This window comes from Ancylomarina sp. YFZ004, assembly GCF_054254355.1.
Genome location: NZ_JBTCHQ010000020.1, coordinates 22,461 through 49,447, shown reverse-complemented (window position 1 = coordinate 49,447; position 26,987 = coordinate 22,461). Strand labels below are relative to the sequence as shown.

Sequence of the window (26,987 nt, the reverse complement as noted above, 5' to 3'; positions counted from 1 at the left end):
ATGGGTAAATTTATAACTCTATTTAAATTCGAATTAAAATACTGGCTCAAGAACCCTGCTACCTATGTGTATGCAGCAGTGCTGCTTGTTATCTCAACATTGATAATGGCTGGTAATATTGGCGTGTTCGATAGTAATACAGCCACAACAGCTTCGGTACGTTTAGCCAATTCACCCATTGCATTATTCGGTAGTTTTGGATTACTGATCTTGGCATATTTCCTTCTGCCATCCATTGTGGGCGGTTCTGTTAATAGAGATTTCAGCTCCGAGATGCATTCTATTTTGTATTCATATCCCTTTAAAAAATCGGCTTATATTCCAGCTAAATTCCTTAGCTCAATTGTTATCTCTTTGGCAATTTTCTTGGTATTTGGCTTAGGCTTAATCATTGCGCCCTTATTACCAGGTGTAAATCCCGAAATGCTTGGACCTTTCCGTCCATTGGCTTTTTTACAGATATATGGCTTAATTATTTTGCCCAATATTCTTCTTTTTGGTGCTATCGTTTTTGCTGTTATCACTTTCACCAGAAATTTAGGTGCGGGTTTTATCACGATGATTATTCTGTTTTTTCTACAGAGTATGTCGCAGGGCTTAATGAGTGATCTTGAGAGCAAGACGCTTTCTGCCTTGCTCGATCCATTTGGTATGTCAGCCATAAGCCATGCTACCGAATATTGGAATGTTGCTGAACGAAATACAAACCTTTTACCAATGGGAGGCTTGGTTTTAATCAACCGATTAATATGGATGTCCGTTGCAGCAATTATATTTGCAGGAACTTACTTTAAGTTTCAGTTCACTCAAAATGCTCTGACTTTTCGATGGTTCTCTAAAAAGAGCGCTGTTGTGGTAAAAGACAATTTTAACAACTTGAGAGATATAAACCTTCCTAGGGTGACTATTGATAACAGTTACTCTTGGAATCTCAGATTGATGTGGAATATGTCTGTTATGAACTTTAAGTACGTTATTAAGTCGGTTCCTTTTATGGTACTTGTGGCTTTCGGTATTCTATTTTTAATTGTTGGAAACAGTGTAACAGGAACAATTTTTGGAACAACAACACATCCTACAACCTGGAAAATGTTGATGGTTCCAAGCACCATGTTTAATCTGTTTCTTTTACTGATTACCTTTTTATACTCAGGCATGCTTGTGCAGCGCGAGCGTCGTGCAAAAATGTTCGAGTTGGTTGATGTGACTCACACCCCAAACTGGGTACAATATTTCTCAAAATTTATAGCCTTGATAAAAGTACAGATCCTTTTATTAGTGGTTGTAATGTTTTCGTGTATTGCTATTCAGATTTCAGAAGGCTACTACGAAATTGAACCGTTGCATTATTTCTTTGAGCTATTTATATTAAAATTGCCAGTATATATTGTGTATGCTGCATTGTCTCTATTTGTACAATCGCTCTTATCTAATTTTTACATTGGCTTTTTTGCACTGTTTATATTTTCTATTGCTAGTCCCATGTTATCAGAGCTGGGTATCGAACAACGAATATTTATATTCAATGTCGATAGTGGTTTTAAATATTCCGATATGAATGGATATGGTAGCAGTATTCCTGCCTATATGTTTTATCGATTGTATTGGTTTCTATTCTCATCGGTATTGTTAATTGCTGGTTTGGCCATTTGGCGACGTGGTGTACGCGAAACGGTTAAGATTCGTTTCCGTAGAGCAAAAGAAAATTGGACCCGTACATTGTATACTTCTCTAATTGTTTGTACTCTAGGTTTTATTTCTGTTGGTGGCTATATCTATTGGTTCAATAATATAGAGAACGAGCACAAGTCTGCACAAGAGAACGAGCTTGAGAGTGTTGAGTATGAAAACAAATATTCTAAGTATTTCAATATTGCTCAGCCACGTATTACTGATGTTAATCTTGATGTAGATTTGTATCCTGCAACTCGCGATTTAAAAGTTAGAGGACAATATATTGTCAAGAATAAATCCAATGAGACAATAGACTCAGTACATATCAACTATAGCTATAAAAATGCTGCAGTTAAGTTTTCGCGTACTGCTGATTTGGTGAGTAAGGATACCTTATTCCAATATGATATTTACAAGCTCGAAAAGCCGCTTTTGCCAGGTGATACAATGCTAATTAATTTGACATTAAGTAATCAAGAGAATCATTTCTTAAGAAATAATTCGCCAGTGTTGGCCAATGGGACCTTTTTTAATAATGGAAGGTTTTTGACTATTGGTTATTCCCGAGATGGAGAGTTACAGGACAATACTGTTCGTGAAAAATATGATCTGCCAAAGCGAGATCGTATGGCAGCACCAACCGACACAGTTTCTTTAGGCAATACTTATATTTCGGAATGTGCCGACTGGGTGAATTTCGAAACGACTGTGAGTACAGCTGCCGATCAAATTGCAATTGCACCTGGTTATTTGCAGAAGAAATGGATTGATGGTGATAGGGCTTTTTTCCATTATAAAATGGATGCGCCAATCCTCAATTTTTATTCATGGGTATCAGCAGAATACGAAGTTTATACCGATAAATATGAGGATGTAAATATCGAAATATATTACCATAAAGGTCACGATTATAATATAGTCGATATGGTTGATGCCTTAAAAGCATCACTTAAATATTATGGAGACAATTATAGTCCTTATCAACATAAACAGGTACGTGTCATTGAATTCCCTCGTACCATTGGGACTTTTGCACAATCCTTTCCTAATACCATTCCTTTTTCTGAAGCCATTGGTTTTATAGCAAAGGAAGATAAATCTGACAAAGGCGCTGTTAACTATGCATATCATGTAACAGCACACGAAATGGCACATCAATGGTGGGCACATCAGGTTATTGGAGCAAATGTTCAGGGAGCGACTTTAATGTCGGAGAGTTTATCTGAATATTCAGCCATTAAGGTGTTGGAGCAGAAATATCCGAAAAGTAAAATCCGTAAGTTCATGAAAGAAGAGCTTAATCGTTATCTAAGAGGAAGGGGAGCTGAGAAAGTTAAAGAGCAACCATTGATGTATAACGAAAATCAGCAATACATTCATTACAACAAAGGTGCTGTAGCCATGTATGCCATATCTGACTATATGGGCGAGGATAATTTGAATACAGCACTGAGTGAGTATATTTCTGATGTTGGTTTTCAGGAGCCACCTTATACCACTTCGCTTGAGTTTGTTGATTTGATGAAACATCATATGCCGGATTCTTTGGATTATGTGATTACTGATATGTTGGAGACCATCACTTTGTTCGATAATAAAGTAGATAGTGCCTATGTTAGCAAAACTGAGGATGGGAAATTCAGAGTTGATTTTATTGTTGAGGCAGAAAAATACAGAGTTGTTAAAACAATAAAAGATGAATCAGCTGAGGTCGAAAGTGCTGAAGGTGCTGTTAAAATTTCTTTTAGTAATGATAACAAAAAAGAGGACAAAGAGTATGTTGATATGAACGACTGGATTGATTTGGCTATTTTTATTGAAGATGAAAATAAAGATGAGCAGGAAATATTCTTTAAGAAGGTTCATATTACAGCTAAAGAAAATTCATTCTCCTTTGTTGTCGATAAAAAACCACACAGCGTTGCTATTGATCCTTATCATAAATTAATTGACAGAAAAACTTCTGACAATTCAGAAAAGTTAAAGGAAAAAGACGATAATAAAGCTGAGGAAAAAATTACGAGCTTATAGTCTTTCTAATAATATTGACTCTAGCGAATAAAGGAAGTTCATTATTTACTTCTTAGTTCTTTTAAAACAGCAAAATCCCCAAGATTTATCTTGGGGATTTATTTTTGCATATAAGACTCATGTTTTGTGAATTTGTACATAACATATGATTAAGTTTTGATTTTATAATCAAAGCTCTTTTTCCATTATGTAATCGTCCATCACAAAATTATTACCAATATCAATCACAATATCCCTTACCTGCTTAAATCCCATTTTTACGTAAGCTTTAATTGTTTCTTTATTATTTTTATTAACGGTCAGCGATAGGGTTTTGTAGCCCAGATGTTCTGCTGTCGTTTCAAGAAAGTGCATGGCTTTTTTACCGATGCCTTTGCCTCTCGATTCTTTTAAAATATAAATTTTGTTTAAAAACAAGCAATCTGTTTTTTTATAATAGGAGAGGTAACCCACTGTTGAGCCTTGGTGTGTGATGAGGTAATATAAAGCTCCCTCTTCAATCTGATCTTTTATGGCTTCTACCGATTGATATTTTTTAAGCATATAATCAACTTGACGGTAACCAATAATATCTGTGTAATGCTCTTTCCAAATGATTGAAGACAATTCAGCGATCGTATTAAAATCAGATTCGGTATTTGCGATATTTATTTTAGTCATAGTTCCTTAGTTTGTTGTGTTTTTGCAGTCATTTGTGGTTTATTGGACAAGATAATTAGTCTCTTAAACCTTTTCAAGAACCATAGAAATCCCCTGACCAACGCCTATACACATGGTACAGAGGGCTTTTTTTGATTTCGAGCGCTGAAGCTGATAGAGTGCCGATATCACAATTCTGGCACCACTCATTCCCAGTGGATGGCCTAAAGCTATTGCGCCGCCCATTGGGTTGATCCGGCGATCCTGATCAGTAAGTCCAAACTCACGAATACAGGCAAGAGCTTGAGCTGAGAAAGCTTCGTTAAGTTCGATAATATCCATTTCAGTTAGCTCCAAACCCAAATGTTTTAAGAGACTATTGGTCGCTGGCACGGGGCCCATTCCCATAATTCTTGGAGGCACACCTGCAGTTTTCATGCCTATAATTTTAGCCTTGGCTTTTAATCCATATTTCTTCACGGCCTTTTCTGATGCAATAATTAAAGCTGCTGCGCCATCGTTCACGCCCGAGGCATTTCCAGCTGTAATACTTCCATTTTTACTAATGAGTGTTTTTAAAGAAGCCAATTTTTCCAGAGAGCTTAATCGTGGGTGTTCGTCTTTGTCTACTCTTAAAGGGGCACTTTTATGTTGAGGAATAAGTACGGGAATGATTTCGTCAGCAAGAAAGCCTTTGTATTGAGCAGCATGCGCTTTTTCCTGGCTCCATTGTGCAAATTTGTCCTGATCTTCCCGGCTGATATTAAAATCAGTAGCAATATTTTCGGCCGTTTCTATCATCGATTCTGTTCCGTACTTTTTATCAAATGCAGGATTCACAAATCTCCAGCCTAAGGTGGTATCGTAAAATTTTTGCGATCGGGAAAAAGCATTTGGAGCTTTAGCTATAACAAATGGGGCGCGCGACATACTTTCTACACCACCAGCAATGATAAGTTCAGCTTCTCCGGCCTTTATGGCTCTGGCAGCTGTTCCAATGGCATCCATACCTGAACCACACAAGCGATTGATTGTGACTCCTGACACAGTTTCCGGATAGCCAGCAAGTAATAAAGCCATGCGGGCTACATTTCGATTATCTTCTCCTGCCTGATTGGCACAGCCCATAAGAACATCATCGATATCTGAAAAGTTGATATTTTGGTTTCGTTCCATTAAAGCCTTCAAGGGGATTGCTGCAAGATCGTCGGCGCGTAAAGACGATAGACAACCACCGTATTTACCTACGGGAGTTCTTACAGCATCGCAAATATAGACATCTGTCATAGCGTTTTCTTGTTTATTTATCTAATGAGTGTAATTGTGATTTAAAACGTTTAAACGTATTTAAAAGAGCCTGAGATATCATATCAATTTCTTTTTGTGTCATCACTGTCGAAAACATACAGGTTAGTGTGTTTATCATCATTATTTTTTCATCTAAGAAGAGATAATCCAGCATTTCATTGATTAATAGTCGTGTGTCCATGGCTTGATATGCTTCACGATAGTTTTTCGGAGCACTTGCCTTTAAATGCAATCGAAACATCGATCCGGTTCCAGTTATGGAAACAGGAACATCAGCAATTTTTATAGCTTCTTTTATTTGGTCAATGGCCTTTTGTGTTAAGATATTTAGTTTCAAAATAGCGTCTTTATCAAACATCTCCATGGCAATACGACCTGCGATCATTGTTACAGGATTTGCCGAAAATGTTCCGGAATGTGGAAATAGAAGCTTACTTTCTCTCGGATCCAGAACTTTCATGATATCAGAACGTCCGATAAAGGCCCCGACGGGAAACCCGCCACCAATTATTTTCCCCAAAGCCGTGAGGTCGGGTTTTATAGAATAAGTTTGCTGAGCACCGCCATAATCAACACGAAATGATACGACCTCGTCAAAAGCGAGTAGGGCTCCATTTTTTCGGGTCCATTCATAAATGGCCTCAATAAAATCAGGTTTCCCTTTCATCAGTCCAACACGATGTGGTATAGGGTCAATTATAACACAGGCTATTTCGCTGGCGTTTTGATCCAGTATTGCTAATGTTTTTTCAATATCATTGTATGGGAAAATAATAACATCATTCAAGACAGATTGTGGTGTCCCATTTGCTACAGGGACAGAATTAGGCTGGTTGATATCACCCCAGTTTGATGGATTGGCCGTTTGGCTGACTTCAGCAAAATCGTAAGTACCGTGATAGGCACCTTCGGCTTTGGCTATTTTAGGTCTGCCAGTATAGGCTCGTGCGGTTTTTATCATAGCCATTACGGCTTCTGTTCCTGAATTGACGAATCGTATTTTCTCAAAGGATGGAGCCCTGTCGCACAGCAATTGAGCATAAAGCACTTCAGCTTCAGTAGCCATGGTGAATGCTGTTCCTTTTCGAATTTGTTTGATAACCGCATCTACAATATCAGGATGCGCATGTCCATGTATTAAGGCAGCCATATTGTTTCCAAAATCCAATCTTTGGATGTCGTTAATATCTGTGGCATAACAGCCAATAGCATGACTGATATAATGAGGGTAGGGGTGGTGGAAAATGGTGTTTCGGCTAACCCCACCAGGTATAATTTTACAAGCTTGCTTGTAAATTTCTTCGCTGGTTCTTTTATGATTTCCCGAATCGATGTGATCAGTATCCATAGTCGTAATGAATTGAGTTTGGCTGAATTTTTCTATTATTCGTACTGATTGAGTTTTGCTCCTGTTTTTTCTTGCAAGTAGTCGAAGCTTATGCCTGGTGCAAGTTCTCTAACAAAAAGGCTATTATTGCAGACATCAATTATTGCTAAATCAGTATAAATGCGGTCAACAACAGCTTTACCTGTTAGTGGGTAGGTGCAGTTTTTAACTATTTTTGGTTTCCCATCTTTTGAACAATGGTTTGTAATTACCAATATGGTTTTTACACCAGAAACCAAATCCATCGCCCCACCTACTGCAGGGACTGAACCAGGCTTGCCGGTAGACCAGTTGGCAAGGTCTCCTGTTTCTGAAACCTGTAAGGTTCCAAGAACACAGATGTCAATATGCTGGCCTCTAATCATTGTAAAACTATCGGCATGGTGAAAAAAACAGGCGCCTTTTATCGTTGTAATATTTTTTTTCCCTGCATTTATGAGTTCAGGATCTTCTTTCCCTGCTTCGGGCACAGGTCCCATTCCAAGTAGTCCATTCTCGGTATGATAAATCACCTCTCTGCCTTTGGGAACGTAGTCAGCTACCAATTCGGGCAGACCTATGCCAAGATTAACATAGGCGCCATCAGGAATATCTAGAGCTACCTTTTGGGCCATCTCGTTCCTGTTCCAACCCTTTTTGTTATTTTCTAACTCCATGGATACCTCCTATTTTCTGATACAAGTTTTGCTTCATCGGCTGGATGATTGACTTCCACAAGCTTTTTTACAAAAATGCCTGGCGTCACAACGCATTCAGGATCGATTTCGCCCAGTTCTACTATTTTTCTTGTCTGCACGATGGTATTGTTGGCAGCCGTACACATGATAGGACCAAAATTACGAGCCGTCTTATTGTAAATTAAATTGCCATACCGATCTGCAGCTTCACATTTTACCAAAGAAAAATCAGCCTTAATGGCATATTCCATCACACAGCTTTTGCTTTCAAAAGTTCGACTTTCCTTACCTTCTGCCAATGGGGTATTTACCGATGTTGGTGTGTAAAAGGCCGGTATACCTGCACCTCCAGCTCTTATTCTTTCGGCTAATGTACCCTGTGGTACGAGTTCCAATTCGATTTCTCCTTTAGTATATAAATTGGGGAATACAGTTGAATTGGCTGTTCTGGGGAAAGAACAAATCATCTTCTTAACCCGTTTATGTGCGATTAGCGCTGCAAGCCCTACATTGCCACTTCCCGTATTATTACTAACAATCGTAAGATCTTTTGCGCCTTGATCAATAAGAGCATGGATGAGCTCAATAGGACTACCAGCATTACCAAACCCGCTAATCATGATGACGGCTCCGTCAAATATATCAGCTACTGCTTCAGTTGTTGATTTTACAATCTTGTTTATCATCATCTATGGAGTTAATCATTATTCTTTCATTCTTTTTAGGAGAGTTTCCTGTTTGTCGTTTTCTATTCGTCGCAGATCATCCTCGTAGAAATGTTTCTCTCCCTCAAAGGGGATAAGGTTTTCAATAGTATTTTCATGTTCATCGTATTTGGCTAGAAACACCTGATCCATCCATTCCATATTTCTCGATTCGTTGAATTTTAAGGCAAAGGCTTTTTGTCCATTAATCTCAACAGTGCCAAGAATTGACGTTTTACCTGCTGACGATGTCATTGTAATGTAGCGGGAAGGGCGATTGATTGATGCTAACGAACGGTAAACTTTACTGAACACCTTATTTATTTCAGAAAGTGGAACCGTAAAATAGTGGTGCTCGCCTGTTGGTCGTGCACAGTAGATTGAGTGGAAACCCACTGATAACATAGCAAACACATTTCCAAGATCAATCCAGTTTTGTGCAGAGCGATCTATGTCCACTTTACCATTTTCATCAGTAAATAAACTGATGTGGTTCATCATTGGACTTTGACTTTTTACTACAGCTCCATATAGGCGCAGTCTGCGTATTGCAGCAATGCTTGCTGGATTTAAAACTTCTCGGGGTGTCGAAAAATGTGACATCCATACGACTTGCACACCATGGTCTGTTAAGATTTTGAATAACTCCAGAACTCTTTTGTAATCCTTTGTTAAAAACATTTCAGGCTGATAGCTTAAGGCTCTCGATCCAATTCGTAAGCTTTTAATATGAGTAAGCTCCGGATCATCGATTAAAGGCAGAGCATAATCTCTTAGTCTTTCATAGGGCATATAACCAGCATCCCCACCGGTAAGTAGCATATCAGTTACTTCTTTATGTTTTTTCAAGTAGTCGTGTACCGGTTTGATATCAAGCTGGTTAAACATATCTTCGTCACCTCTTACCTGCGCATGACGAAAACAGTAGGTACAGAAGGAAAAACAAGATTGTGTTGTTTGATCAAAAATTAACTGGCACTGAGGGTATTTATGCTGACTACCTTCCAAAATGACGAGTTCACCTTCTTCATTTTCAAACCAAGGCTTGTTTAATTGTTGTTTTCCATCGTGTGGGTTTGTATTTCTCCGGATATAATCTGTGATTAATGATTGTCTGACATCTTCTGTTTTAGCCTCATTATAAGCTATTACTGTTAGTGGATTTATCATCCCATGCTGTGGAAAGACGAGATGAAAAAGAGAATCATTTTCAAAATTTTGCCAGTTTATGGCATTCAAGACAAACTTGGTTGCCAAAAAACGATAAACAAGTATGAAAAGCTCCCGCTCTTGAATAAAACCAATATCAATGCCATGTTTATTGAGCACCTTAGTAATTTCTTTAAACCCATTTAATCCACTATAATGATCTTTTGTTGTAAACATGAATGCTGACGATTCCATAATTCCGGAATTTTCGGGATAATTGGAATGTAAACGGTTTAATAAGCCTAAAGGCAAGAGGTTTTCTTCTTCAATAATTGAAGATGCTTCATTAGTAAAGTGATGCCTCTTTAATATGTTTTTTAATGTATCTTCCATATCCACTTGTTTTTATTGATGTGCAGTGTTGTTTGTGGGTTGGCTTTCCATTTTGTTTCAATTTGCAGTTTATCCATTGAATTAAGGTTCTTATTTTCGCACAAAACCTAAGGTGTGTGTGTATCAACAATAATGGTACAGTCAATTCTCTAATATCCTTAAATGATTCGTCTTGCTCAGTCATCAAATCATGCCAAGAAGGCATATTACAGTGAGTCGGATGAAATGTCATCAACTGGCTTTATTAGTTCATAAGCCTCCCGCCCAATTCAGAAATAAAATCTACCTCCTATAAATTTATGCAAATCAGAAGTATAATCAAACTTTACTCTAGCTTCTTTGCATTCAAAACCCTCAAGTTCTTCACATCCTTATTCGCTAAATATTATTGGAATGATAAACAGTTCTAACAACATTCAGGAGAAAATGAGCTGATTCTTGATTTACATTAATACCATCACCCCGATAAGCATAGCTGTATTAAAACTATCTCGAGATTGACAGAATTCCCAGAATACACATATTTTAAATTGAATGTTCTTCAGTCAATTTTAAGATTTATGTGAATCATTTCTTTAAGATTTCTGGCTTCAGCCGCATAGCAAATCCATTTTATGAATTAGAGACTGAATCATGACACGCGAATCTCTTTTTATACACTTTTCTCATGTGACTCTTCGTTTCCGAATACTATATATCTGCCTGACATACAATATCTAAGTTTAACCTTGATTTATTTCTTATTTTTCATTTGTCAAGCAAACACCCATGTCATGATAATTACATTATGATGCACGAGCATTGATGTGTAACATATTATTAATTACGGAGATATGTTTGTTTTTAAGTAATAAAAAAAGAGTAATTTAATTATGTATTTAATACTAATTAAATCATTTTAAACCTATTACCTATGAAGCATTTTACATTTTTGATTGTTCTTCTGTTTCTATTTCAAGCAGCAATGGCACAACAGCGTGTTGTTAACTCCCAAGGAAATTATAAGGGTGTTATTCGCGTAAAATTCAACAACAGTTTTGTTCAAAAAGTTGATGTCCTTTCCAGTACACTGGAGAGAGGGCATAAACTAAAGTCTCGCCCCCAAAAGGGCTTTGTTGTAACCCAAATGAAAGCAGTTGACAAACTGAACGAAAGGTTTATTGCAAAGAAAATGAAGCGTGTATTTCGTGAATCAGGAAAGCATGAGGCGAAACACCGCCAATATGGTCTTCATCTTTGGTACGAGATTGAGTTTAGCTCTAAAACATCGGTGGAACAACTGATCTCGACCTACGAAAATCTGGCTGAGGTTTCAATGGCACAAGCCATACCGGAAGCAAAGCTAGTGGATTATTCAGTGAGTCCTACCCAAGCTCCTGAAGCCAGCGCTAGCCCAAGTTCATTAAATGGTGCCCCCAATGATCCGCGATTTGTGGATCAGTGGCATTACGAGAACACAGGTCAAAACGGCGGAACACCAGGATCAGACATCAGTCTTTTAGAGGCATGGACTCTTGAAACCGGAAATTCAAATGTAGTTGTAGCCATTGAAGATGGTGGAATCGATTGGGATCATGAAGATCTAGCCGGTAACATGTGGGTGAATCCTGGAGAAATCGCTGGCAATGGTGTGGATGATGACAACAATGGTTATGTTGATGACATTTATGGCTACAATTTTGTAGATAACACAGGAACCATTTCCGTTGGAGATCATGGAACACATGTTGCAGGTACTGTAGCAGCCGAGACAAACAATGGCATTGGCGTAGCTGGTGTAGCTGGAGGAAATGGGAATAATGATGGCGTACGCTTGATGTCCTGTAATGTGTTCACTGACATTTCCAGTGGAGGTTTCGAAGAGGCATTTATCTATGCAGCCGATAACGGAGCCGTTATTTCCCAGAACTCTTGGGGATATAGTAATAAAGGTGTATATGACCAAGCCTGTCTTGATGCCATAGATTATTTTGTAGCCAATGCGGGTGGACCAGGCGAAGCTATGAATGGCGGACTTGTTATTATCGCAGCAGGAAACGATGATTCATCCGGTTTATGGTATCCTGGTTGCTACGACAGTGCCCTGGCGGTTGGCGCAACGAATTGCAAAGATGAAAAATCATGGTATTCCAATTATGACAGCTGGGTCGATATTTCAGCTCCAGGGGGAGAATTGATCTCCACCAACAATGACCCAACAGCCATACACTCAACTTTACCCAACAACCAATATGGTGTGATGCAGGGAACTTCAATGGCATGTCCTCATGTTTCAGGAGTGGCGGCATTAATCGTTTCAAAAAACTACGGAAATATTACCGCACAGCAAGCTTGGGATAAGTTGGTCAACACCACCGATAATATTGACGCTACCATTCCAACTTATCTTGGCAAGTTAGGTAGCGGGCGAATGAACGCCTTTGCAGCACTTGACGATGGCAATCCTCCTGCAATTCCTAGCGGACTTGTGGCGACCAATATTTTAGCAAATGCCTTTGATCTTCAGTGGAACGCAACAGGTGGAGCATCCTCATACGATGTTCAAATTCGTGAAAACAGTGGAGTGTGGAGCACATTCAGTATCTCAACCAATAACTACTCCTATACTGGAGCCACACCCGAGACCAATTATGAGTTCCAGTTGAGAGCAGTGAACAGTGCCGGAAACAGTGATTACACTGCCATTGGAAATGTAACTACACTAGCAATGCCTCCAATACCGGCAATTCCGACAAATATAACAGCCAACAGTATCACAGCAGATGGTTTTACATTAAATTGGAACACAGTTGCCAATGCTGACGATTACGATGTACAGCTTCGTCCACAAGGAGGTAGTTGGACTGACTATAACACAAGTACCAACAGTTTGGTCGTATCAGGCTTGCTTGCGAACACAGGCTATGACTACCAGATACGTGCAAACAATACCAGTGGCAGTAGCGACTATTCAACACTTGGATTGGCAACAACAGCAGAAGCCCAAGTGATCTATTGCGAATCAAAAGGGAACAACGCCAATTCGGAATGGATTGCAGAAGTAGGCATAGGCAATTTCACCAAGAGTTCTGAAGCTGCAGGCTATTCAGATTTCACATCTGAAGTTATTGATTTAACAGCGGGAAGTCAATATGCCGTTTCATTAACGCCTGGTTTCTCAAGCTCAACCTATAATGAATACTGGAAAATTTGGATCGATTACAATAAGGATGGCATTTTTAACGATGCCGAAGAGTTGGCATTTGATGCAGGTTCGATGAGTAAGACCACCGTAACAGGTAATATGACAATTCCTGCCAATGCAGTAGGAAGCACCAGAATGCGCGTCAGTATGAAATACAACGGTGTCCAAACTGCCTGTGAGGCTTTTTCCTATGGTGAAGTTGAAGATTACACGGTTAGTATACAAGCCGCAAGCCAGGAGCCACCGGTAACTCCCGATGGTTTAACTGCCAGTAATATTACAACAAATTCATTTACCATAGCTTGGAATGCAGTAAGCACTGCCACTTCTTACGATTTGCAAATTCGTGAGCAAGGAGGCAGTTGGAATACCATAACTAACGGATCGACCACCTATGATTATACAGGTGCCAGCGAACAAACTACTTACGAATACCAGGTAAGAGCCACAAATAATAACGGTTCAAGTGCCTATTCGGCAACATCGAATGTAACCACCAATTCAGCAGCAGTTGTTTATTGCGAATCAAAAGGGAACAACGCCAATTCGGAATGGATTGCAGAAGTAGGCATAGGCAATTTCACCAAGAGTTCTGAAGCTGCAGGCTATTCAGATTTCACATCTGAAGTTATTGATTTAACTGCTGGAAGTCAATATGTCGTTTCATTAACGCCTGGTTTCTCAAGCTCAACCTATAATGAATACTGGAAAATCTGGATCGATTACAATAAGGATGGCATTTTTAACGATGCCGAAGAGTTGGCATTTGATGCAGGTTCGATGAGTAAGACCACTGTAACAGGTAATATGACAATTCCTGCCAATGCAGTAGGAAGCACCAGAATGCGCGTCAGTATGAAATACAATGGTGTCCAAACTGCCTGTGAGGCTTTTTCCTATGGTGAAGTTGAAGATTACACGGTTAGCATACAGGCCGCAAGCCAGGAGCCACCGGTAACTCCCGATGGTTTAACTGCCAGTAATATTACAACAAATTCATTTACTATAGCTTGGAATGCAGTAAGCACTGCCACTTCTTACGATTTGCAAATTCGTGAGCAGGGAGGCAGTTGGAATACCATAACTATCGGATCGACCACCTATGATTATACAGGTGCCAGCGAACAAACCACTTACGAATACCAGGTAAGAGCCACAAATAATAACGGTTCAAGCGCCTTTTCGGCAACATCGAATTTAACCACCAATTCAGCAGCCGTTGTTTATTGCGATTCAAAGGGCAATAATTCAAGCTACGAATGGATCGATCTAATACAACTGGGCAGCATTGACAACAGTACTGGAAATGATGGTGGCTATGCCGATTATACCAGCATGACAACCAATCTGGCACAGGGAAGTTCACAAACAATCTATTTCAGTGTCGGTTTCAATAGTTCAAGCTACACCGAATTCTGGAATGTTTGGATTGACTATAACCATGATGGCAATTTTGATGCTTCGGAAAAAATGGTAAGTGGATCTTCAAGCAGTAGTGGAACACTTTCAGGTGATTTTACTGTTCCTTCAGATGCGAATTTGGGAACAACCCGTATGCGTGTTAGTATGAAATATAATTATGCTGGTACAGCTTGCGAGACCTTCTCATATGGCGAAGTTGAAGACTACACGGTAAACATTACCAATACTGGCACATCTGGTATTAATACTTTCGTTCAGTCAGAAAGTCTGGGTAATGAAATACCTAAGGAATTGATTACAATAAGTCCAAACCCTGCTGAACATCTGGTAACGATTACGACCAATCAGGATATCAACAGCAAGTTGAAACTTATAAGCATTAACGGTCATTTGATTCGCAGTATGCAGATCAACAGCGACAGAACTGAACTGGATGTATCCGGTCTTCCATCAGGAACCTATCTTATTGTTTTGGATGGCGTACGAGATGGTATCGTTAAAAAACTGATCAAAAAGTAGAACATAGTTCTATGCAAGATAAAAGAGGTTGCCCGGTAAGAGGTAACCTCTTTTCTTTATTTACATCCTCTCTGCCTTATTACTTCCATAACTCTTAAGACATGACAAATTTTATAACTTTTCAGTTTTACCAAATTCGTTCAACTAGGTATGGACACAATTAAATCTACTTAAATCGGATAAGAAAAGATACAAGTATTCTCCCAAAATAAGCCTAGAGACTGAGTAATGGCGGAAAACTGATAAGATAATGCATTTAAAAATGCGACCAGCGAAAAGTCCACCTACAATCTACGGATTTGGGGCCTTTGTTTCAGATTATATATTCAAAACGCTTGCATTGTGAACCTATGTTCATTATCTTTACTGTAGATGTGGTTTTTTGTTTAGAATGGATGTTTTTTTAAAATCTGTAAATTATGAAAGCTTCAGTAAATTTTAAGGTATTCATCGTCCTTCCATTATTGCTGTTTGTTGATTATGTCTTGATGATATTGATAGGTTGCTCAACCTGCTTGTTTGGATTTGGAGATGATTTTTATTGTGGTCCCTATTGTATTTTTGGAAAGCTAATTTTAGGCTTGTCAGCGATTTTCTTTTTACTTCTTCTTTTACCTGATATCAAAAGATTTTTCCAGGAATTTAAGAATTCTACGGATACAAAAAAGAGGAAGAATTACACAAGTTAGAATCCAATGAATTAGTAATTTTTAATTCGGTAATTATGGCACATTTAGATTATAAAGGTCCTGAAAATTTAGGTTCCAAAGCGGGAAGAAAATTGGGGAAATGCCGAAAGAATGAAAAAGATATCAAAGCAACAGGTGAGCTCGGTAAGGGGAAAGGAGAACGCAGGCATTCTGGGGGTGGAAAAGGTAGAGGTAAAAGATTAAAATACAATTTGAAAGTTTATGAAATGAGTTAATACTAATATCCTTTTACAAGTAATGACCAAGTTGATGATCAATTTGGTCATTTTGTGTTCTACGAAAGTGATACTTTTTTCTAAAGTTCTATATGTGTCGGCTTATCATCTGTTGGTTTTTGATGCTTATATGCAGCTTTTGAAATAGTTGGTGATAAAATGAGTCGCAGAAAGAAATGAATTGCTAAAACAAAATATGATAGAAAACTGGGAATGCGAGTTGTAGTTTTGTAACTTAAGATAGATACTCAATTGAAAGGGAAACTTTATTTTCTCAATTGATCAACAAAGAAAACCAATCTATGACTCTGAAACCTCCCAATAAAAGCAAGCATATTTTTTCAGATATCAGGTGTTTTTTAATGAACAAACCAAATAAAGCCACTTTAATACACTTCGATAGTCAAGCTGAAAGGGAGAATTATACGTATCGAATTTTACAACGACTTGGCGTGGAAGTAAGCTCTTTTAAAATATTGAATATTCATAAAATAGGCATAAATGCACCTGCAAAATATATTTTTGAGGAATTACTTAAATGGGATGGAGATTCAAGTTGTTGGCCAAATCATATCGCAAAAGTTATTAATAGGAACAATAGTCTGGAAAATCTTTCCATCTATTTATTTGGCTGGATAAATTTTCCCTCCTGGATTAAAAAAAGTCTGTTGGGACGAAGTTTTATTCCCCTGTTTAGTCTCAATGCGATTAAGATAAAGACGACTCCTGATCCGGTGGGAACTGATAATGCCCGCTATTTGTTGTATAAGAGCAGAGGAGGTTACCCTATTGGTGTTTTTTCAATGTATGTACGATCTTCAATTCCTGATCAACAAGAAACCGAACAAACCCAATTATTTCTGATGGTAGGTTTTAACTTTTATGGTAAGGAAAAATGGTCTAATAGAAATTTAATCAATAGAATGTGGGAAGCGATACACGATAGAGTCACCTTGAATGTCATGCATCGCTTTAAGCAGCTCTGCGAATGGCGATTCGAAAAAATTAAAAAGGGAAATTGAATTCATTTTTGCCAAAATTGTGATGGCTTAACACAGTATGAGTATAAAAAAAGATCGATCATTGCTGAGCGATCTTATTGCTTATGATTTCATCTTAAAAGAAAGGTGTGCCTTTAAATACCATTGAAGCACTTAGAGGAACCAATTGACCTTTGTATTTGAGTTTTCTGGCTGTGTTACCCCTAATTGTTGCAGATGCTATTCTTCCATTGGGATTGCTATTGAGTTGAATATCAAACGAACCCAGATTTGATGCAAGATATATATGAAGGAAGTAAGTGCCACTCTTGTCATTTTTAATAAGCTCGTACTTACTCACTTGGGCCTCAACAGAAATACCACCAACACCATTAGGACCTAATCTGGAATTTGAACCTAGCTGAATAAAGGCTTTGTTACCATCAATAGCAATAAAATTGAGTGTGTTATCAACAAATTTTGAATATCCTTTTCTATTTGATAATTGAGTGGCTTCCAATACCCATTGTTGTTTGTTAAGACTGATAGCCACGGCTTCACTCATTGCTTTATCAATCTTTTTTTGTTCTTGTTTTCTAATTTCTTTTTTTTCCTTTCGCGTTAAATTAACGGCCTTTTCTTGGGCATATAGCCCCAATATGAAGCTAACAAGGATTAGTACTAATATGAACTTTTTCATCGTTATAGTTTTAGAATCAAGTAATATACTGTCGTATGTTCAAACTCTATGCCAAAAAAAATGACAATGCTAAAAGAAGGTAGCTTGTTTTTATCGATATAGGATGCTGTGAAATTTGATAGGTGTTAATTAAAACACTTGGGAGGATCAATTGATCAAAATATTATATAAATTTAGATCATGTTTGCTTTTATTAGCATATAAATCTGTCAAAAACGCAAAGTTACTGAATCAGAATTTTATTAGTCATAGTCACATGGATACAACTACATTACACAATAATAATCTTATTCTTGTTAGAAAAGCATCGGGTGATTCTGAACCTTTTGCTATTGAAAAATTAAAACGATCGCTTCATAATGCTGGAGCTGAGAAAGAGACCGTTTTAATGATAATTACCGATATAAAGGATTGGATATATTCAGGAGTTACAACCAAGCAGATTTATTCACGTGCCTTCAAGATTCTGCGTCGTGAAAGAGCTCATGCTGCCATGAGATACCGATTGAAAGAAGCCATTTTTGCTTTGGGGCCAACGGGGTATCCATTTGAGCAGTTTATTGGTCAGCTTTTCGAAAAACAAGGGCATAAGATAGAGGTCGGTATAGTGGTTGATGGTTACTCTGTGACTCACGAAATGGATGTGATTGCTAATAAAGAAAGTGTTCAGAATTTAGTTGAGTGTAAGTATCATAAAGATCAAGGTAAGCAGGTGAGTGTGCAGGTTCCGTTATATGTGCGTTCTCGGGTGAATGATATTATTCGCAAACGAGAAAAAATGCCTGAATATCAAGACTTGTCTTTTAAGGGCTGGGTGGTGACCAATACACGTTTCACTTCTGATTCAATGCAATATGCCAAATACAACGATTTGCAGCTTTTAGCCTGGAATTATCCTCAAAATAAGGGCTTAAAGTTTCTTGTAGAAGATCTTAAGTTATACCCTATTACTATTTTACACAAGCTAACTAGAAAGGAAAAACAGGTTCTGATGAAACAAGGTATTGTAACTTGTTCCCAACTTCTTAATGATATGTCACATGTGGAAAAATTGAATCTGACTAAGAAAAAGGAAACGGCTTTACATCAAGAGTTAATGGATGTTTGTATTTAATTATAATGCTAGATTTTTTTTTATGGAATAAAGTTTGTGATCTAGATCTGAAGCCGAATGTTAGTTTTTACTTGATGTTTACAATGTAAACTTATTCAATTTTTAGTCTTTAGTTATTTTGATTTTAGAGGTAGTTTATTATAAAATTCTTATCTCTTAATTCAAGATAAAGGACTATTAATTTGATAGTATAAGATCTGGTTTTAATGGAATCCAAACAGTAAACTCTGAGCCTTTACCTAATTCTGATTGTACCTCAATATGGCCATTAAGTTGTTCGGTGAATTTTTTTGCAACTGATAAGCCGATACCTGCCCCTCCAAATTTTCTGGATTGAGAATCATCCTCTTGTCTGAAGATATTAAAAATAATATTCTGGTTGTCTTGTGAGATGCCTATTCCAGAATCTTTTACGGAAAATTTCACATGAGGTGTATTTTCCCTGTTTTCTATTAGGTAACCCAATGTAATTTCACCTTCAGGAGTAAATTTCATCGCATTACTAAGAATGTTATAGAGAATTTTGAATAATTTATCATGATCGGTCACAATTCTGATATCTTGAGAGGGTAGTGATGGTTTAAAATTTAAAATTAGTTTTTGGTGATTGTTTTGATCTTCTTCACTACGAATTTTGTCTAATAGATTTAAACATAAGACTTGTACCTGAAAATTAGTTCTGTTAATTTTTATATTTTGACCTTCCAGTTGATTTATATTTAGAATATTATCGACTATACCCAGCAGATCCAGACCACTTTGATTGATTAATTTTGAGAATTCAACGGTTTGTTCTTTATTCCATTCATTACTAATCAGTTCCGAGAATCCAATAATAGCATTTAAGGGAGTTCGTAACTCATGAGAAATAGTAGATAGAAAAGCTGTTTTTAATCGATCAGATTCCTGTGCTTTCAAAAGAGCTTCTTTAAGATCATCATCGGCCATTTTTCTTTGGACAGAAATGCTAATTTGATGAGAAACGAATTCCAGTATTTCAAGATCTTTGAGATCATAAGCTTTTTTGTCATGATAGTTTTGTACTGAAAGGACCCCAATAGCCTTTTCTTTATGCATCAGTGGAACTCCGAGCCACGTTTTAGAACGCATCCCGACTGAAATAACTTCACCATCATTTTCAAGCTTGTCCAATATATCGCTTGTTACTAATAGTGAACATTGTTTTTGAACCACATATTTGGTTAGGCTTTTTCCTGCTGGAAAGGAAAGTATATCGACTTTCTGATCAACAGAATAAGGAACCGTAAAGTGATCAATCTGTTCGTTGTACAGGGCCACATAAAAATTACTGGTATCGATCAGTTGACTTAATTGCTGATGAATTAGATTGATCAATTCTGTAAGATTGTCTGTCGTATTTGAAGCCTCAGAAATTTTGTAAATAACTTCTCGGAGTTTTTCATTGTGTTGTTGTTCGATAAACGCAGACAACTGTTGACTAATTGTATTGAGTAACTCTTTTTCTTCCTTAAGGAAAGGATTTTTTTTCGATTTTTTATTGAAACAAACTTGAATATAACCGACCAATTTATTTCCATTGTAAAGGGGATTCTCAAGCATCCAGGGGCTAGAAGTGTTGTTCTCCGTTTTAAATACTTCGCCATAGAATATAATGGAACAGCCTGTATGTTCAGGGTATTGAAAACCTAAAGGAATAATCTTGATTATTTCATTGCGTTTTTCTTCAGAACAGCTTCTGTCTTTTTCTATAACCTGAGTCAGTTGATGTATACATTGTAATTCTTTAACTCTCTGTTTGATTGTCCAGTTAGCCTGCTCTCTTTCCGTTCTGTCAATACTGTATACAATCACTTGAGAGACATTGCCTTCTTTTTCAAATATGGGATGGCAATGGACTTCGCAAGGGTATTCAATACCATTCTTATTGGTATGAATGTGTTCGACCATACACGATTTCCCAGACTTTACTGTTATTTTTAGGGGACAAGGATACTCTGTGCCACAGCATGGAGTATCCCTATTGTGAGAAACTTGATAACAGCTTGTTTTTTGTGCCATGTTTAAACTTGCACCAGCGTAATTTGAATGTGAGATAGTATAGTCCTTCACGTTAATAACATAGAAAGGGTAATTAAGAGAATTTAAAACTGTCCTTAAAAATTCGTTCTGCTTTTGAATCTGAAATTCCGTTTTTTTCTGCTCGCTTATGTCGATGGAGGTTCCTCTGTATCCTAATAAATCCCCGGTATGTTTGATAATAGGTACTCCAAAGGTTTTAAACCAAACTGTTTCGCCATTTTTATTTAATTTTTGATTTTCAAATCCTATAAAGGATTCTTTCTTTTGAAATGTTGTAAAAACAAAATTCTTATAGTCCTTCAAATTTAGTTCAGAATAGAATTCATAAAAATATCTTTTACCTACGAGTTCTGAGGGATGATAGCCTAGAATTTCTTTTATTTTGTTACTTGTGTATGTAAATTTTCCATGTTGATCTACTTCCCAGTTCCAAGCGGCCGAATTATCAGCAATATGCTGAAAGCGATTCTCACTTCTTCGTAACTCATCCTCTAAGTGGATACGTTCAATTTCTGAGGAAATTCGGGAAGAAAATACCTGAATAACATCCTGTACAAATTGCGATGATTCTGCAGCATGTTCAAACATGCAGACGACTACGCCAATTGTGTCATTTTGGGAATTGAAAAGCGGAATGCCCAGATAGGCTTCGATGCTATTTTGGCTAAGAAATTCATTCTGCGGGAACTGACGGGCTACATTTGAGGTATAGACATGGTGTGATTTACAGATAACATTTTCACAAGGGGTATTTTCAAGTTGAAAAGATCTATTCTCAATAATTTCTCCTTTTCTACAAAATGCGAGGGTATAGATTGAATCAACTTTATCCTTATCAAGTTCTCCAATGAAAGTATAATCTGCCCCAAGTGAATTAGCTAGTTGAAGAACCATTTGGCTAAAATATTCTTTACCATATTCAGAAGTCGTTTTTTCAAAAATGATACGTACTGTATCAGCTAAGTCGTTTGAATTGGTGGTGATAAGTTCTGATTCTGGACGTTTTTTCATCGTATTATGAATAGTTTAAAAGGAACTTTAAGCGGTCTATCAATATAGTAAATAATTAGCATAATAAATTGGGGAAATGTTAATAATATACAGATTTCTCAGTTCTTCTATTAGGCCATGGTTTATTTCTCAAAAAGTATTTTTTTTTCAATATTCCACATTTACTACCTATATTGATGTGTCTGAATTGTTTAGGTTGATCCTAACAATAATAAATTTTAAGCTATGAAGAAGGTATTTATTATCATTTTATTTGCACTAACTCTCTCGGTGAGTTCTTTAGCTGGTGATCAGTATAAGATACAAATGATTGATATTGATCATGGTAATGGTTTCTGGCAAAATGGCTATGTTTTATACAATACTGATACACGAGAAGCTCTTATTGTTGATCCTGGTAAAATTGATCAGCAAATAGAAGATTTTATTAATAAGAATAAGCTTAAGGTGCAGGGCATTTTCAACACGCACGGACATGGTGACCATGTGGGAGGGAATACACATTATCAGAATCTGTACAAGGTGCCAATTTATGCTTATAGCAAAGAAGCTTATATGTATCGGGATAAGACTGCAATCACATTTCTCGATGAGGCTGTTATACCCAATATTTCAGGTTTCGAGAATTTGAAGGTTTATCATATTCCTGGACACACAAAAGGGAGCATCGCTTTGCACATTGCAAATATTCTGATAACAGGTGATACACTTCAAAAGGAAGGTATAGGCAGTACTCCTGGAAAGACCGATGAGGAGGATGAAAAATACACGCAAATGGAGCTCAATAGCATCAAAACCAAATTGATGATTCTTCCAGATAGTACTCTGATTTATCCTGGTCATGGATATGAGTCGAGTATAGGACACGAAAGAGAGAATAATGGATGGTTGCAATAAATGCTTTTCGATAAAGCATTTTATTTAGTCAGCTAAAAGGATATTATTTAATTGGAATTTTTCAATAAAATGGATGAGTTATAAACTTGTCTTTTTTTTCTGTGCCAGTATTATTCTACTCAAGTAATCATTATTTGCCCCTAAGGACTCGTATTTTCAAGTATGAATATTTCATGTGCCTAAAAGAGATGCTAGCTTTTAATTTTCTCTAAATCAGCTAAAAGTCCAAATGATTATTATCTTAGGAGGGAATAATCAACTTATTCGCTTCAGAATAAAATCTAATCTATAATGAAAACCAGTCCCCAGTTTACGGTTTTCTATTAATTAACAAACGTCATTGATGGAACAAGCAAAGCACAAAATAGGTAGCCGTCTTTCCCAAAAATTCACCCTCCTTATTCTGTTTATTATTCTGATAGGAATAGCTGGTCTAATAAGTATTAGAGTACTTAATACGACCTCAGAAAAAATTGTTTTTGAATATATCGAATTGGATGCAGTGCACGATCTTCGTGATTCCTTCAATAAAACGATTACACCTGCCTACACCTATATGCTGTATCATAAAGAATCTGATTTGAAAGACTTTCATACCAAGTTAGATTCTGCAAGAAAAACTTTAACTAATTGCAATAAACTATTGTCAAGTTCTCACAATAAAGCCTTGTTTTCTGGATTTGATAACTATCTGGATCGTTTTGAACACATCATCAGCAAATCTCATATTATTGGTGTTAACACATCAACCCATCAGGAATTAGTAGAACAAATTAATTTAATGCTAGTACAGGTAGACAAAGAAATTGAATCCTTATTAAAAGAAACTAAGAATGAAATTGATGAGTATATTGAAATAAATTCCACCGCTGCAGTTCATTGTACAATAACAATTCTTTCACTCTTAATTCTGATTACTGTCATAGGATATGTATCTGTTGCTAAATTTATCAAACGAATCACCCTTCCCTTAAAAGAACTTGTTCAGAGTACCAAGAGAATATCCAAAGGCGACCTGTCCGTTAAAACCTATATGAAAACAAATGATGAGCTTGAAATTCTTGGGGAATCGTTTAATTTAATGGTAGATGAGTTAAATAAAACCACAATTTCAAAAAACTATTTTAATGATATTCTGAAAAGTATGTCAGAGTCAATAATTGTAACTGATACCAATGGTCTAGTTAGTTTAAGCAATACAGCCACACGAAATTTATTACACTATACAAAAAGCGAGTTAAATGGAAAACACATTAATCAAGTATTAATGGGAAAAGAAAATAAACTAATTGATTTTAATAGTAGCACCCTTTGTGAACAAGACTGTGATTGTAATAAAGAGAGGGTTTATATTAGCAGTTCAAATGAGAGAATTCCAGTCCTTTTTTCTTGTTCAACTCTTAAAAATAAAGCAGGGGATTTAGTAGGAGTCGTTTATGTAGCCCGCGATATACGAGAACAAAAGGAGATGAATTATCAATTGGATAGAATCCGAAAAAAACATCTAATTGACATTAACGAAGCTCAGGAGAAAGAACGCTTACGAATTGCTCGAGATATTCATGATGGCTTGGGGGTGATTCTTACAGGAATATCCTATTATCTGGATAATAACTTTCCGCCAGACTTGAAGAATAATTGCGAATTGAATCAACATATTAATACAATTCAAGATAAGATCGATGAGGCAATAAATGAGTCGAAAAGTATTGCACACGATTTAGTACCTATTCTGTTAAAAGATTTTGGACTTGCAGTTGCTATCGAAAATCTGACTGATGAATTAAATAAGCAATATCCTGGACTTTTTAAATTCACAAAATTTAATATAAATGCTAGGCTTGATGAGAAAATAGAAAACGTACTCTATAGAATTGTACAGGAAACAACTAATAACATATTAAAACATGCACATGCAACTGAAACGAATATCCAGTTGATTAAGAATGAGGGTTTTGTTTCACTAATAATTGTTGATAATGGTGTCGGTTTTGATTATGAGGCAAAAATAAAGGAGACTACTAACCGTGGCATTGGATTGATAAGTATGAGGGAACGAATTGCCGCTTTTGATGGTTTATTTTCCTTGAGCTCAGAAATAGGAAATGGAACCGAAGTATTAATTGAAATCCCCTTAAACTAAGTTTACTATGCAGACAATTTTATTGGTTGACGATCATGAGATTATTATTGATGGTATTAAGGCCATGCTGGAGAAAGAAAAGGATATTAAGATAGTCGGTGAGGCAAATAATGGGATAGAAGCCATTGAAAAAGTTCAGAGCCTTAAGCCAGACATTGTGTTAATGGATATTTCCATGCCAGAACTTAATGGAATAGAAGCAACCAAGTCAATAAAAAAAGAATATCAGGATACTAAAATTTTAATGCTCACTCAACATGAGTCGAAGGAATATGTTCTACAAGTAATGAAAGCAGGTGCTGATGGTTATTTATTGAAGAATTCGAAAAAAGAAGAGCTATTAAATGCTATTAATGCCGTTACGTCTGGAAAAAAACATCTAGGAAACAGAATATCAGCACTCATGCTCGATGAAATACTGGATGATTCTGTGAAAGACAATGATAATGAAAAGCCAGAACAGAATTTGACTAAGAGAGAAATTGAAATCATTAAACTACTTGCCAATGACCTCTCGAATCATCAGGTTTCGGATGAATTAAATATAAGTCTTAGAACTGTTGAAACACATAGAAGAAATTTAATGCAAAAGCTGAATCTTAAATCAGCAGTTGCATTGGTACGCTTTGCAATCAAGCATAATATGATTGATTTGTAGAAAACTACGTAGTTTATGGTATCCAAATTACGTAAAACTTGCGATTGTACACAAATAACAGAAGCACTAAGTTTATATCATCAAAAAACCTAAACCTTTCTGTTATGAAATCAAGAAATTATTTATTCTATATGGTCGCCTGTCTGTTTGTCTTTGGACTTGGCTTTTCAAGTTGTAGCAACGACGATGATGATATTGATGTTAATCCTATTCCAGATCCTAGTGAAATGTCTTATGTTGGATCTGAATCATGTAAAACATGTCACTCTGACCATTTTGAAGACTGGAAAGATTCCGGACACCCTTATAAATTTTCTCTTACTCCTGGTAGCCTAGGTCCGGTTTATCCTGATGTAGCTGATAACTTTCAGTCTGCTTGGTTAACTAATTTAACTGATGGTAATGTAACTTGGGATAATATTGCTGGTGTAGTTGGTGGATATGGCTGGAAAGTTAGATTCGTTGGTGTTGACGGAGAAATTATTGGAACTAAAGACAGTCAGTTTAACCCAGGTATGGGGCACAATCAATTTAACTTTTATGGTGGCGAAGACCATGGCTGGTCTAATTATCATCCTGGAGATAAAAAAACATATAACTACAGTTGTTTTAAGTGCCACACAACTGGTGGAACACAAGAGGGAACATGGCTTGCTGGTGTTGAAGGTTTAGGAACTTTTACTGAAAGCGGCATTGGTTGTGAGTCATGTCACGGACCCGGTAGCGCACATATCGAAGGACCAACAAAATTAAATATTGATAAAGTATATGAAATGGCTCATCTTGATAACTCAATGGGTGGATTAGAAGTTGACGGTATTATTCAAAAGCCTGACGCTGCTGGAAATGATGTTAACTTCTTATGTGGTACATGTCATAACAGAGATTACAAGAGTCCTATTAATGCAAGTGGTGGATTTATTAAGCACCATGAGCAGTGGGATGAGCTTACAACAACGAAGCATATCGATGGTGGAATGAGTTGTACGACTTGTCACGACCCTCATAAACGTGTTATTTGGGATGGTGATGGTATTAAGAAAACGTGTACATCTTGTCATGACACTCAAACAGAAACTACTAATCATAGTGCTTTGGCTAACTGTATTGACTGTCATATGCCACTTGCTGCTAAATCTGGTGCAAAAACAGGTGATAGTGGATACGAAGGTGATGTTCGTTCACACTTAATGAAAATTACAGTTAAGGATGAGTCTATGTTTACTGAAGATGGTAAATGGGTTCGTGATGATGAAACCAGACCTGCTTCACTAGCTCTTGAGTATGCTTGTCTTGGATGTCATAATAGAAAGATACCTGATAATATTCCTAACATAACTTTAGAGAAAGCTTTAAGTGCAGCAAAAGATATGCATAAGTAAACAAAACTTGAAATAGTCAATTACTATAT

18 protein-coding genes are annotated in these 26,987 nt (G+C 36.8%); 10 read left to right on the top strand and 8 right to left on the bottom strand.

Going from position 1 to position 26,987, the window contains the following annotated elements; genetic code table 11:
• The gene (locus tag ACXR6G_RS19780; protein WP_458363184.1) at window positions 1-3,705 is read left to right on the top strand and encodes a M1 family aminopeptidase; all 3,705 of its coding nucleotides are present in this window, start codon (window positions 1-3) and stop codon (window positions 3,703-3,705) included.
• Window positions 3,706-3,873: 168 nt separating this feature from the next.
• On the opposite strand, the gene ACXR6G_RS19775 is transcribed toward ACXR6G_RS19780, so the two are convergent.
• The 6 genes from ACXR6G_RS19775 to ACXR6G_RS19750 form a co-directional block, all read right to left on the bottom strand.
• Complete coding sequence (locus ACXR6G_RS19775; RefSeq protein WP_458363183.1) at window positions 3,874-4,365, bottom strand: GNAT family N-acetyltransferase; 492 nt, start codon at window positions 4,363-4,365, stop codon at window positions 3,874-3,876.
• Between the two features lie 63 nt (window positions 4,366-4,428).
• Complete coding sequence (pcaF, locus tag ACXR6G_RS19770; RefSeq protein ID WP_458363182.1) at window positions 4,429-5,631, bottom strand: 3-oxoadipyl-CoA thiolase; 1,203 nt, start codon at window positions 5,629-5,631, stop codon at window positions 4,429-4,431.
• Window positions 5,632-5,644: 13 nt separating this feature from the next.
• Window positions 5,645-7,000 (bottom strand): aspartate aminotransferase family protein, encoded by a 1,356-nt coding sequence (locus tag ACXR6G_RS19765; RefSeq protein ID WP_458363181.1) that lies wholly within the window; start codon window positions 6,998-7,000, stop codon window positions 5,645-5,647.
• Window positions 7,001-7,035: 35 nt separating this feature from the next.
• Window positions 7,036-7,695 carry a 3-oxoacid CoA-transferase subunit B gene (locus ACXR6G_RS19760; protein ID WP_458363180.1) on the bottom strand — a complete coding sequence of 220 codons (660 nt, stop codon included), beginning with the start codon at window positions 7,693-7,695 and terminating at the stop codon, window positions 7,036-7,038.
• Window positions 7,686-8,405, bottom strand: coding sequence for a 3-oxoacid CoA-transferase subunit A (locus tag ACXR6G_RS19755; protein WP_458363179.1), 720 nt, complete (start codon window positions 8,403-8,405; stop codon window positions 7,686-7,688). Before ACXR6G_RS19755 ends, ACXR6G_RS19760 begins: the two co-directional genes overlap by 10 nt.
• Window positions 8,406-8,420: 15 nt before the next feature.
• The gene (locus tag ACXR6G_RS19750; RefSeq protein WP_458363178.1) at window positions 8,421-9,962 is read right to left on the bottom strand and encodes a hypothetical protein; all 1,542 of its coding nucleotides are present in this window, start codon (window positions 9,960-9,962) and stop codon (window positions 8,421-8,423) included.
• Between the two features lie 913 nt (window positions 9,963-10,875).
• Between ACXR6G_RS19750 and ACXR6G_RS19745 the strand changes: the two genes are divergently transcribed.
• The 4 genes from ACXR6G_RS19745 (at window position 10,876) to ACXR6G_RS19730 (ending at window position 17,034) form a co-directional block, all read left to right on the top strand.
• The gene (locus tag ACXR6G_RS19745) at window positions 10,876-15,087 is read left to right on the top strand and encodes a GEVED domain-containing protein (RefSeq protein ID WP_458363177.1); all 4,212 of its coding nucleotides are present in this window, start codon (window positions 10,876-10,878) and stop codon (window positions 15,085-15,087) included.
• A gap of 419 nt (window positions 15,088-15,506) precedes the next feature.
• Entirely contained in the window at window positions 15,507-15,776 is a 270-nt protein-coding gene (locus tag ACXR6G_RS19740) for a hypothetical protein (protein ID WP_458363176.1), read from the top strand.
• 35 nt (window positions 15,777-15,811) lie between these two features.
• Window positions 15,812-16,012 carry a DUF5320 family protein gene (locus ACXR6G_RS19735; RefSeq protein WP_458363175.1) on the top strand — a complete coding sequence of 67 codons (201 nt, stop codon included), beginning with the start codon at window positions 15,812-15,814 and terminating at the stop codon, window positions 16,010-16,012.
• Window positions 16,013-16,374: 362 nt separating this feature from the next.
• On the top strand, window positions 16,375-17,034 hold the full coding sequence (locus tag ACXR6G_RS19730) for a hypothetical protein (protein ID WP_458363174.1): 660 nt from the start codon (window positions 16,375-16,377) through the stop codon (window positions 17,032-17,034).
• 94 nt (window positions 17,035-17,128) lie between these two features.
• Here the strand turns inward: ACXR6G_RS19730 and ACXR6G_RS19725 are convergent, their stop codons facing one another.
• Entirely contained in the window at window positions 17,129-17,692 is a 564-nt protein-coding gene (locus ACXR6G_RS19725; protein ID WP_458363173.1) for a DUF4251 domain-containing protein, read from the bottom strand.
• Window positions 17,693-17,948: 256 nt separating this feature from the next.
• Between ACXR6G_RS19725 and ACXR6G_RS19720 the strand changes: the two genes are divergently transcribed.
• The gene (locus tag ACXR6G_RS19720; RefSeq protein WP_458363172.1) at window positions 17,949-18,806 is read left to right on the top strand and encodes a restriction endonuclease; all 858 of its coding nucleotides are present in this window, start codon (window positions 17,949-17,951) and stop codon (window positions 18,804-18,806) included.
• A 177-nt stretch (window positions 18,807-18,983) separates the two neighbouring features.
• On the opposite strand, the gene ACXR6G_RS19715 is transcribed toward ACXR6G_RS19720, so the two are convergent.
• Window positions 18,984-21,878: an ATP-binding protein gene (locus tag ACXR6G_RS19715; protein WP_458363171.1), complete on the bottom strand. Its 2,895-nt coding sequence runs from the start codon at window positions 21,876-21,878 to the stop codon at window positions 18,984-18,986.
• Window positions 21,879-22,103: 225 nt separating this feature from the next.
• Here ACXR6G_RS19715 and ACXR6G_RS19710 point away from each other — a divergent pair, with 225 nt between their 5' ends.
• The 4 genes from ACXR6G_RS19710 to ACXR6G_RS19695 all read left to right on the top strand — a co-directional run bounded on the left by ACXR6G_RS19710 (window position 22,104) and on the right by ACXR6G_RS19695 (window position 26,958).
• Window positions 22,104-22,775, top strand: coding sequence for an MBL fold metallo-hydrolase (locus ACXR6G_RS19710; RefSeq protein ID WP_458363170.1), 672 nt, complete (start codon window positions 22,104-22,106; stop codon window positions 22,773-22,775).
• A gap of 343 nt (window positions 22,776-23,118) precedes the next feature.
• Window positions 23,119-24,918: a HAMP domain-containing protein gene (locus tag ACXR6G_RS19705; protein WP_458363169.1), complete on the top strand. Its 1,800-nt coding sequence runs from the start codon at window positions 23,119-23,121 to the stop codon at window positions 24,916-24,918.
• A gap of 7 nt (window positions 24,919-24,925) precedes the next feature.
• The gene (locus tag ACXR6G_RS19700; RefSeq protein ID WP_458363168.1) at window positions 24,926-25,576 is read left to right on the top strand and encodes a response regulator; all 651 of its coding nucleotides are present in this window, start codon (window positions 24,926-24,928) and stop codon (window positions 25,574-25,576) included.
• A 104-nt stretch (window positions 25,577-25,680) separates the two neighbouring features.
• Window positions 25,681-26,958 (top strand): multiheme c-type cytochrome, encoded by a 1,278-nt coding sequence (locus ACXR6G_RS19695; RefSeq protein WP_458363167.1) that lies wholly within the window; start codon window positions 25,681-25,683, stop codon window positions 26,956-26,958.
• The last annotated feature ends 29 nt before the right edge of the window (window positions 26,959-26,987 follow it).

Bases quoted from the DNA above. Each gene is read 5' to 3' on its own strand.
- ACXR6G_RS19730 (WP_458363174.1), top strand. From the start codon at position 16,375: ATGAACAAACCAAATAAAGCCACTTTAATACACTTCGATAGTCAAGCT.
- ACXR6G_RS19695 (WP_458363167.1), top strand. From the start codon at position 25,681: ATGAAATCAAGAAATTATTTATTCTATATGGTCGCCTGTCTGTTTGTC.
- pcaF (WP_458363182.1), bottom strand. From the start codon at position 5,631: ATGACAGATGTCTATATTTGCGATGCTGTAAGAACTCCCGTAGGTAAA.
- ACXR6G_RS19780 (WP_458363184.1), top strand. From the start codon at position 1: ATGGGTAAATTTATAACTCTATTTAAATTCGAATTAAAATACTGGCTC.
- ACXR6G_RS19710 (WP_458363170.1), top strand. From the start codon at position 22,104: ATGAAGAAGGTATTTATTATCATTTTATTTGCACTAACTCTCTCGGTG.
- ACXR6G_RS19745 (WP_458363177.1), top strand. From the start codon at position 10,876: ATGAAGCATTTTACATTTTTGATTGTTCTTCTGTTTCTATTTCAAGCA.
- ACXR6G_RS19735 (WP_458363175.1), top strand. From the start codon at position 15,812: ATGGCACATTTAGATTATAAAGGTCCTGAAAATTTAGGTTCCAAAGCG.
- ACXR6G_RS19750 (WP_458363178.1), bottom strand. From the start codon at position 9,962: ATGGAAGATACATTAAAAAACATATTAAAGAGGCATCACTTTACTAAT.
- ACXR6G_RS19715 (WP_458363171.1), bottom strand. From the start codon at position 21,878: ATGAAAAAACGTCCAGAATCAGAACTTATCACCACCAATTCAAACGAC.
- ACXR6G_RS19765 (WP_458363181.1), bottom strand. From the start codon at position 7,000: ATGGATACTGATCACATCGATTCGGGAAATCATAAAAGAACCAGCGAA.
- ACXR6G_RS19775 (WP_458363183.1), bottom strand. From the start codon at position 4,365: ATGACTAAAATAAATATCGCAAATACCGAATCTGATTTTAATACGATC.
- ACXR6G_RS19740 (WP_458363176.1), top strand. From the start codon at position 15,507: ATGAAAGCTTCAGTAAATTTTAAGGTATTCATCGTCCTTCCATTATTG.
- ACXR6G_RS19720 (WP_458363172.1), top strand. From the start codon at position 17,949: ATGGATACAACTACATTACACAATAATAATCTTATTCTTGTTAGAAAA.
- ACXR6G_RS19725 (WP_458363173.1), bottom strand. From the start codon at position 17,692: ATGAAAAAGTTCATATTAGTACTAATCCTTGTTAGCTTCATATTGGGG.
- ACXR6G_RS19760 (WP_458363180.1), bottom strand. From the start codon at position 7,695: ATGGAGTTAGAAAATAACAAAAAGGGTTGGAACAGGAACGAGATGGCC.
- ACXR6G_RS19705 (WP_458363169.1), top strand. From the start codon at position 23,119: ATGGAACAAGCAAAGCACAAAATAGGTAGCCGTCTTTCCCAAAAATTC.
- ACXR6G_RS19700 (WP_458363168.1), top strand. From the start codon at position 24,926: ATGCAGACAATTTTATTGGTTGACGATCATGAGATTATTATTGATGGT.
- ACXR6G_RS19755 (WP_458363179.1), bottom strand. From the start codon at position 8,405: ATGATGATAAACAAGATTGTAAAATCAACAACTGAAGCAGTAGCTGAT.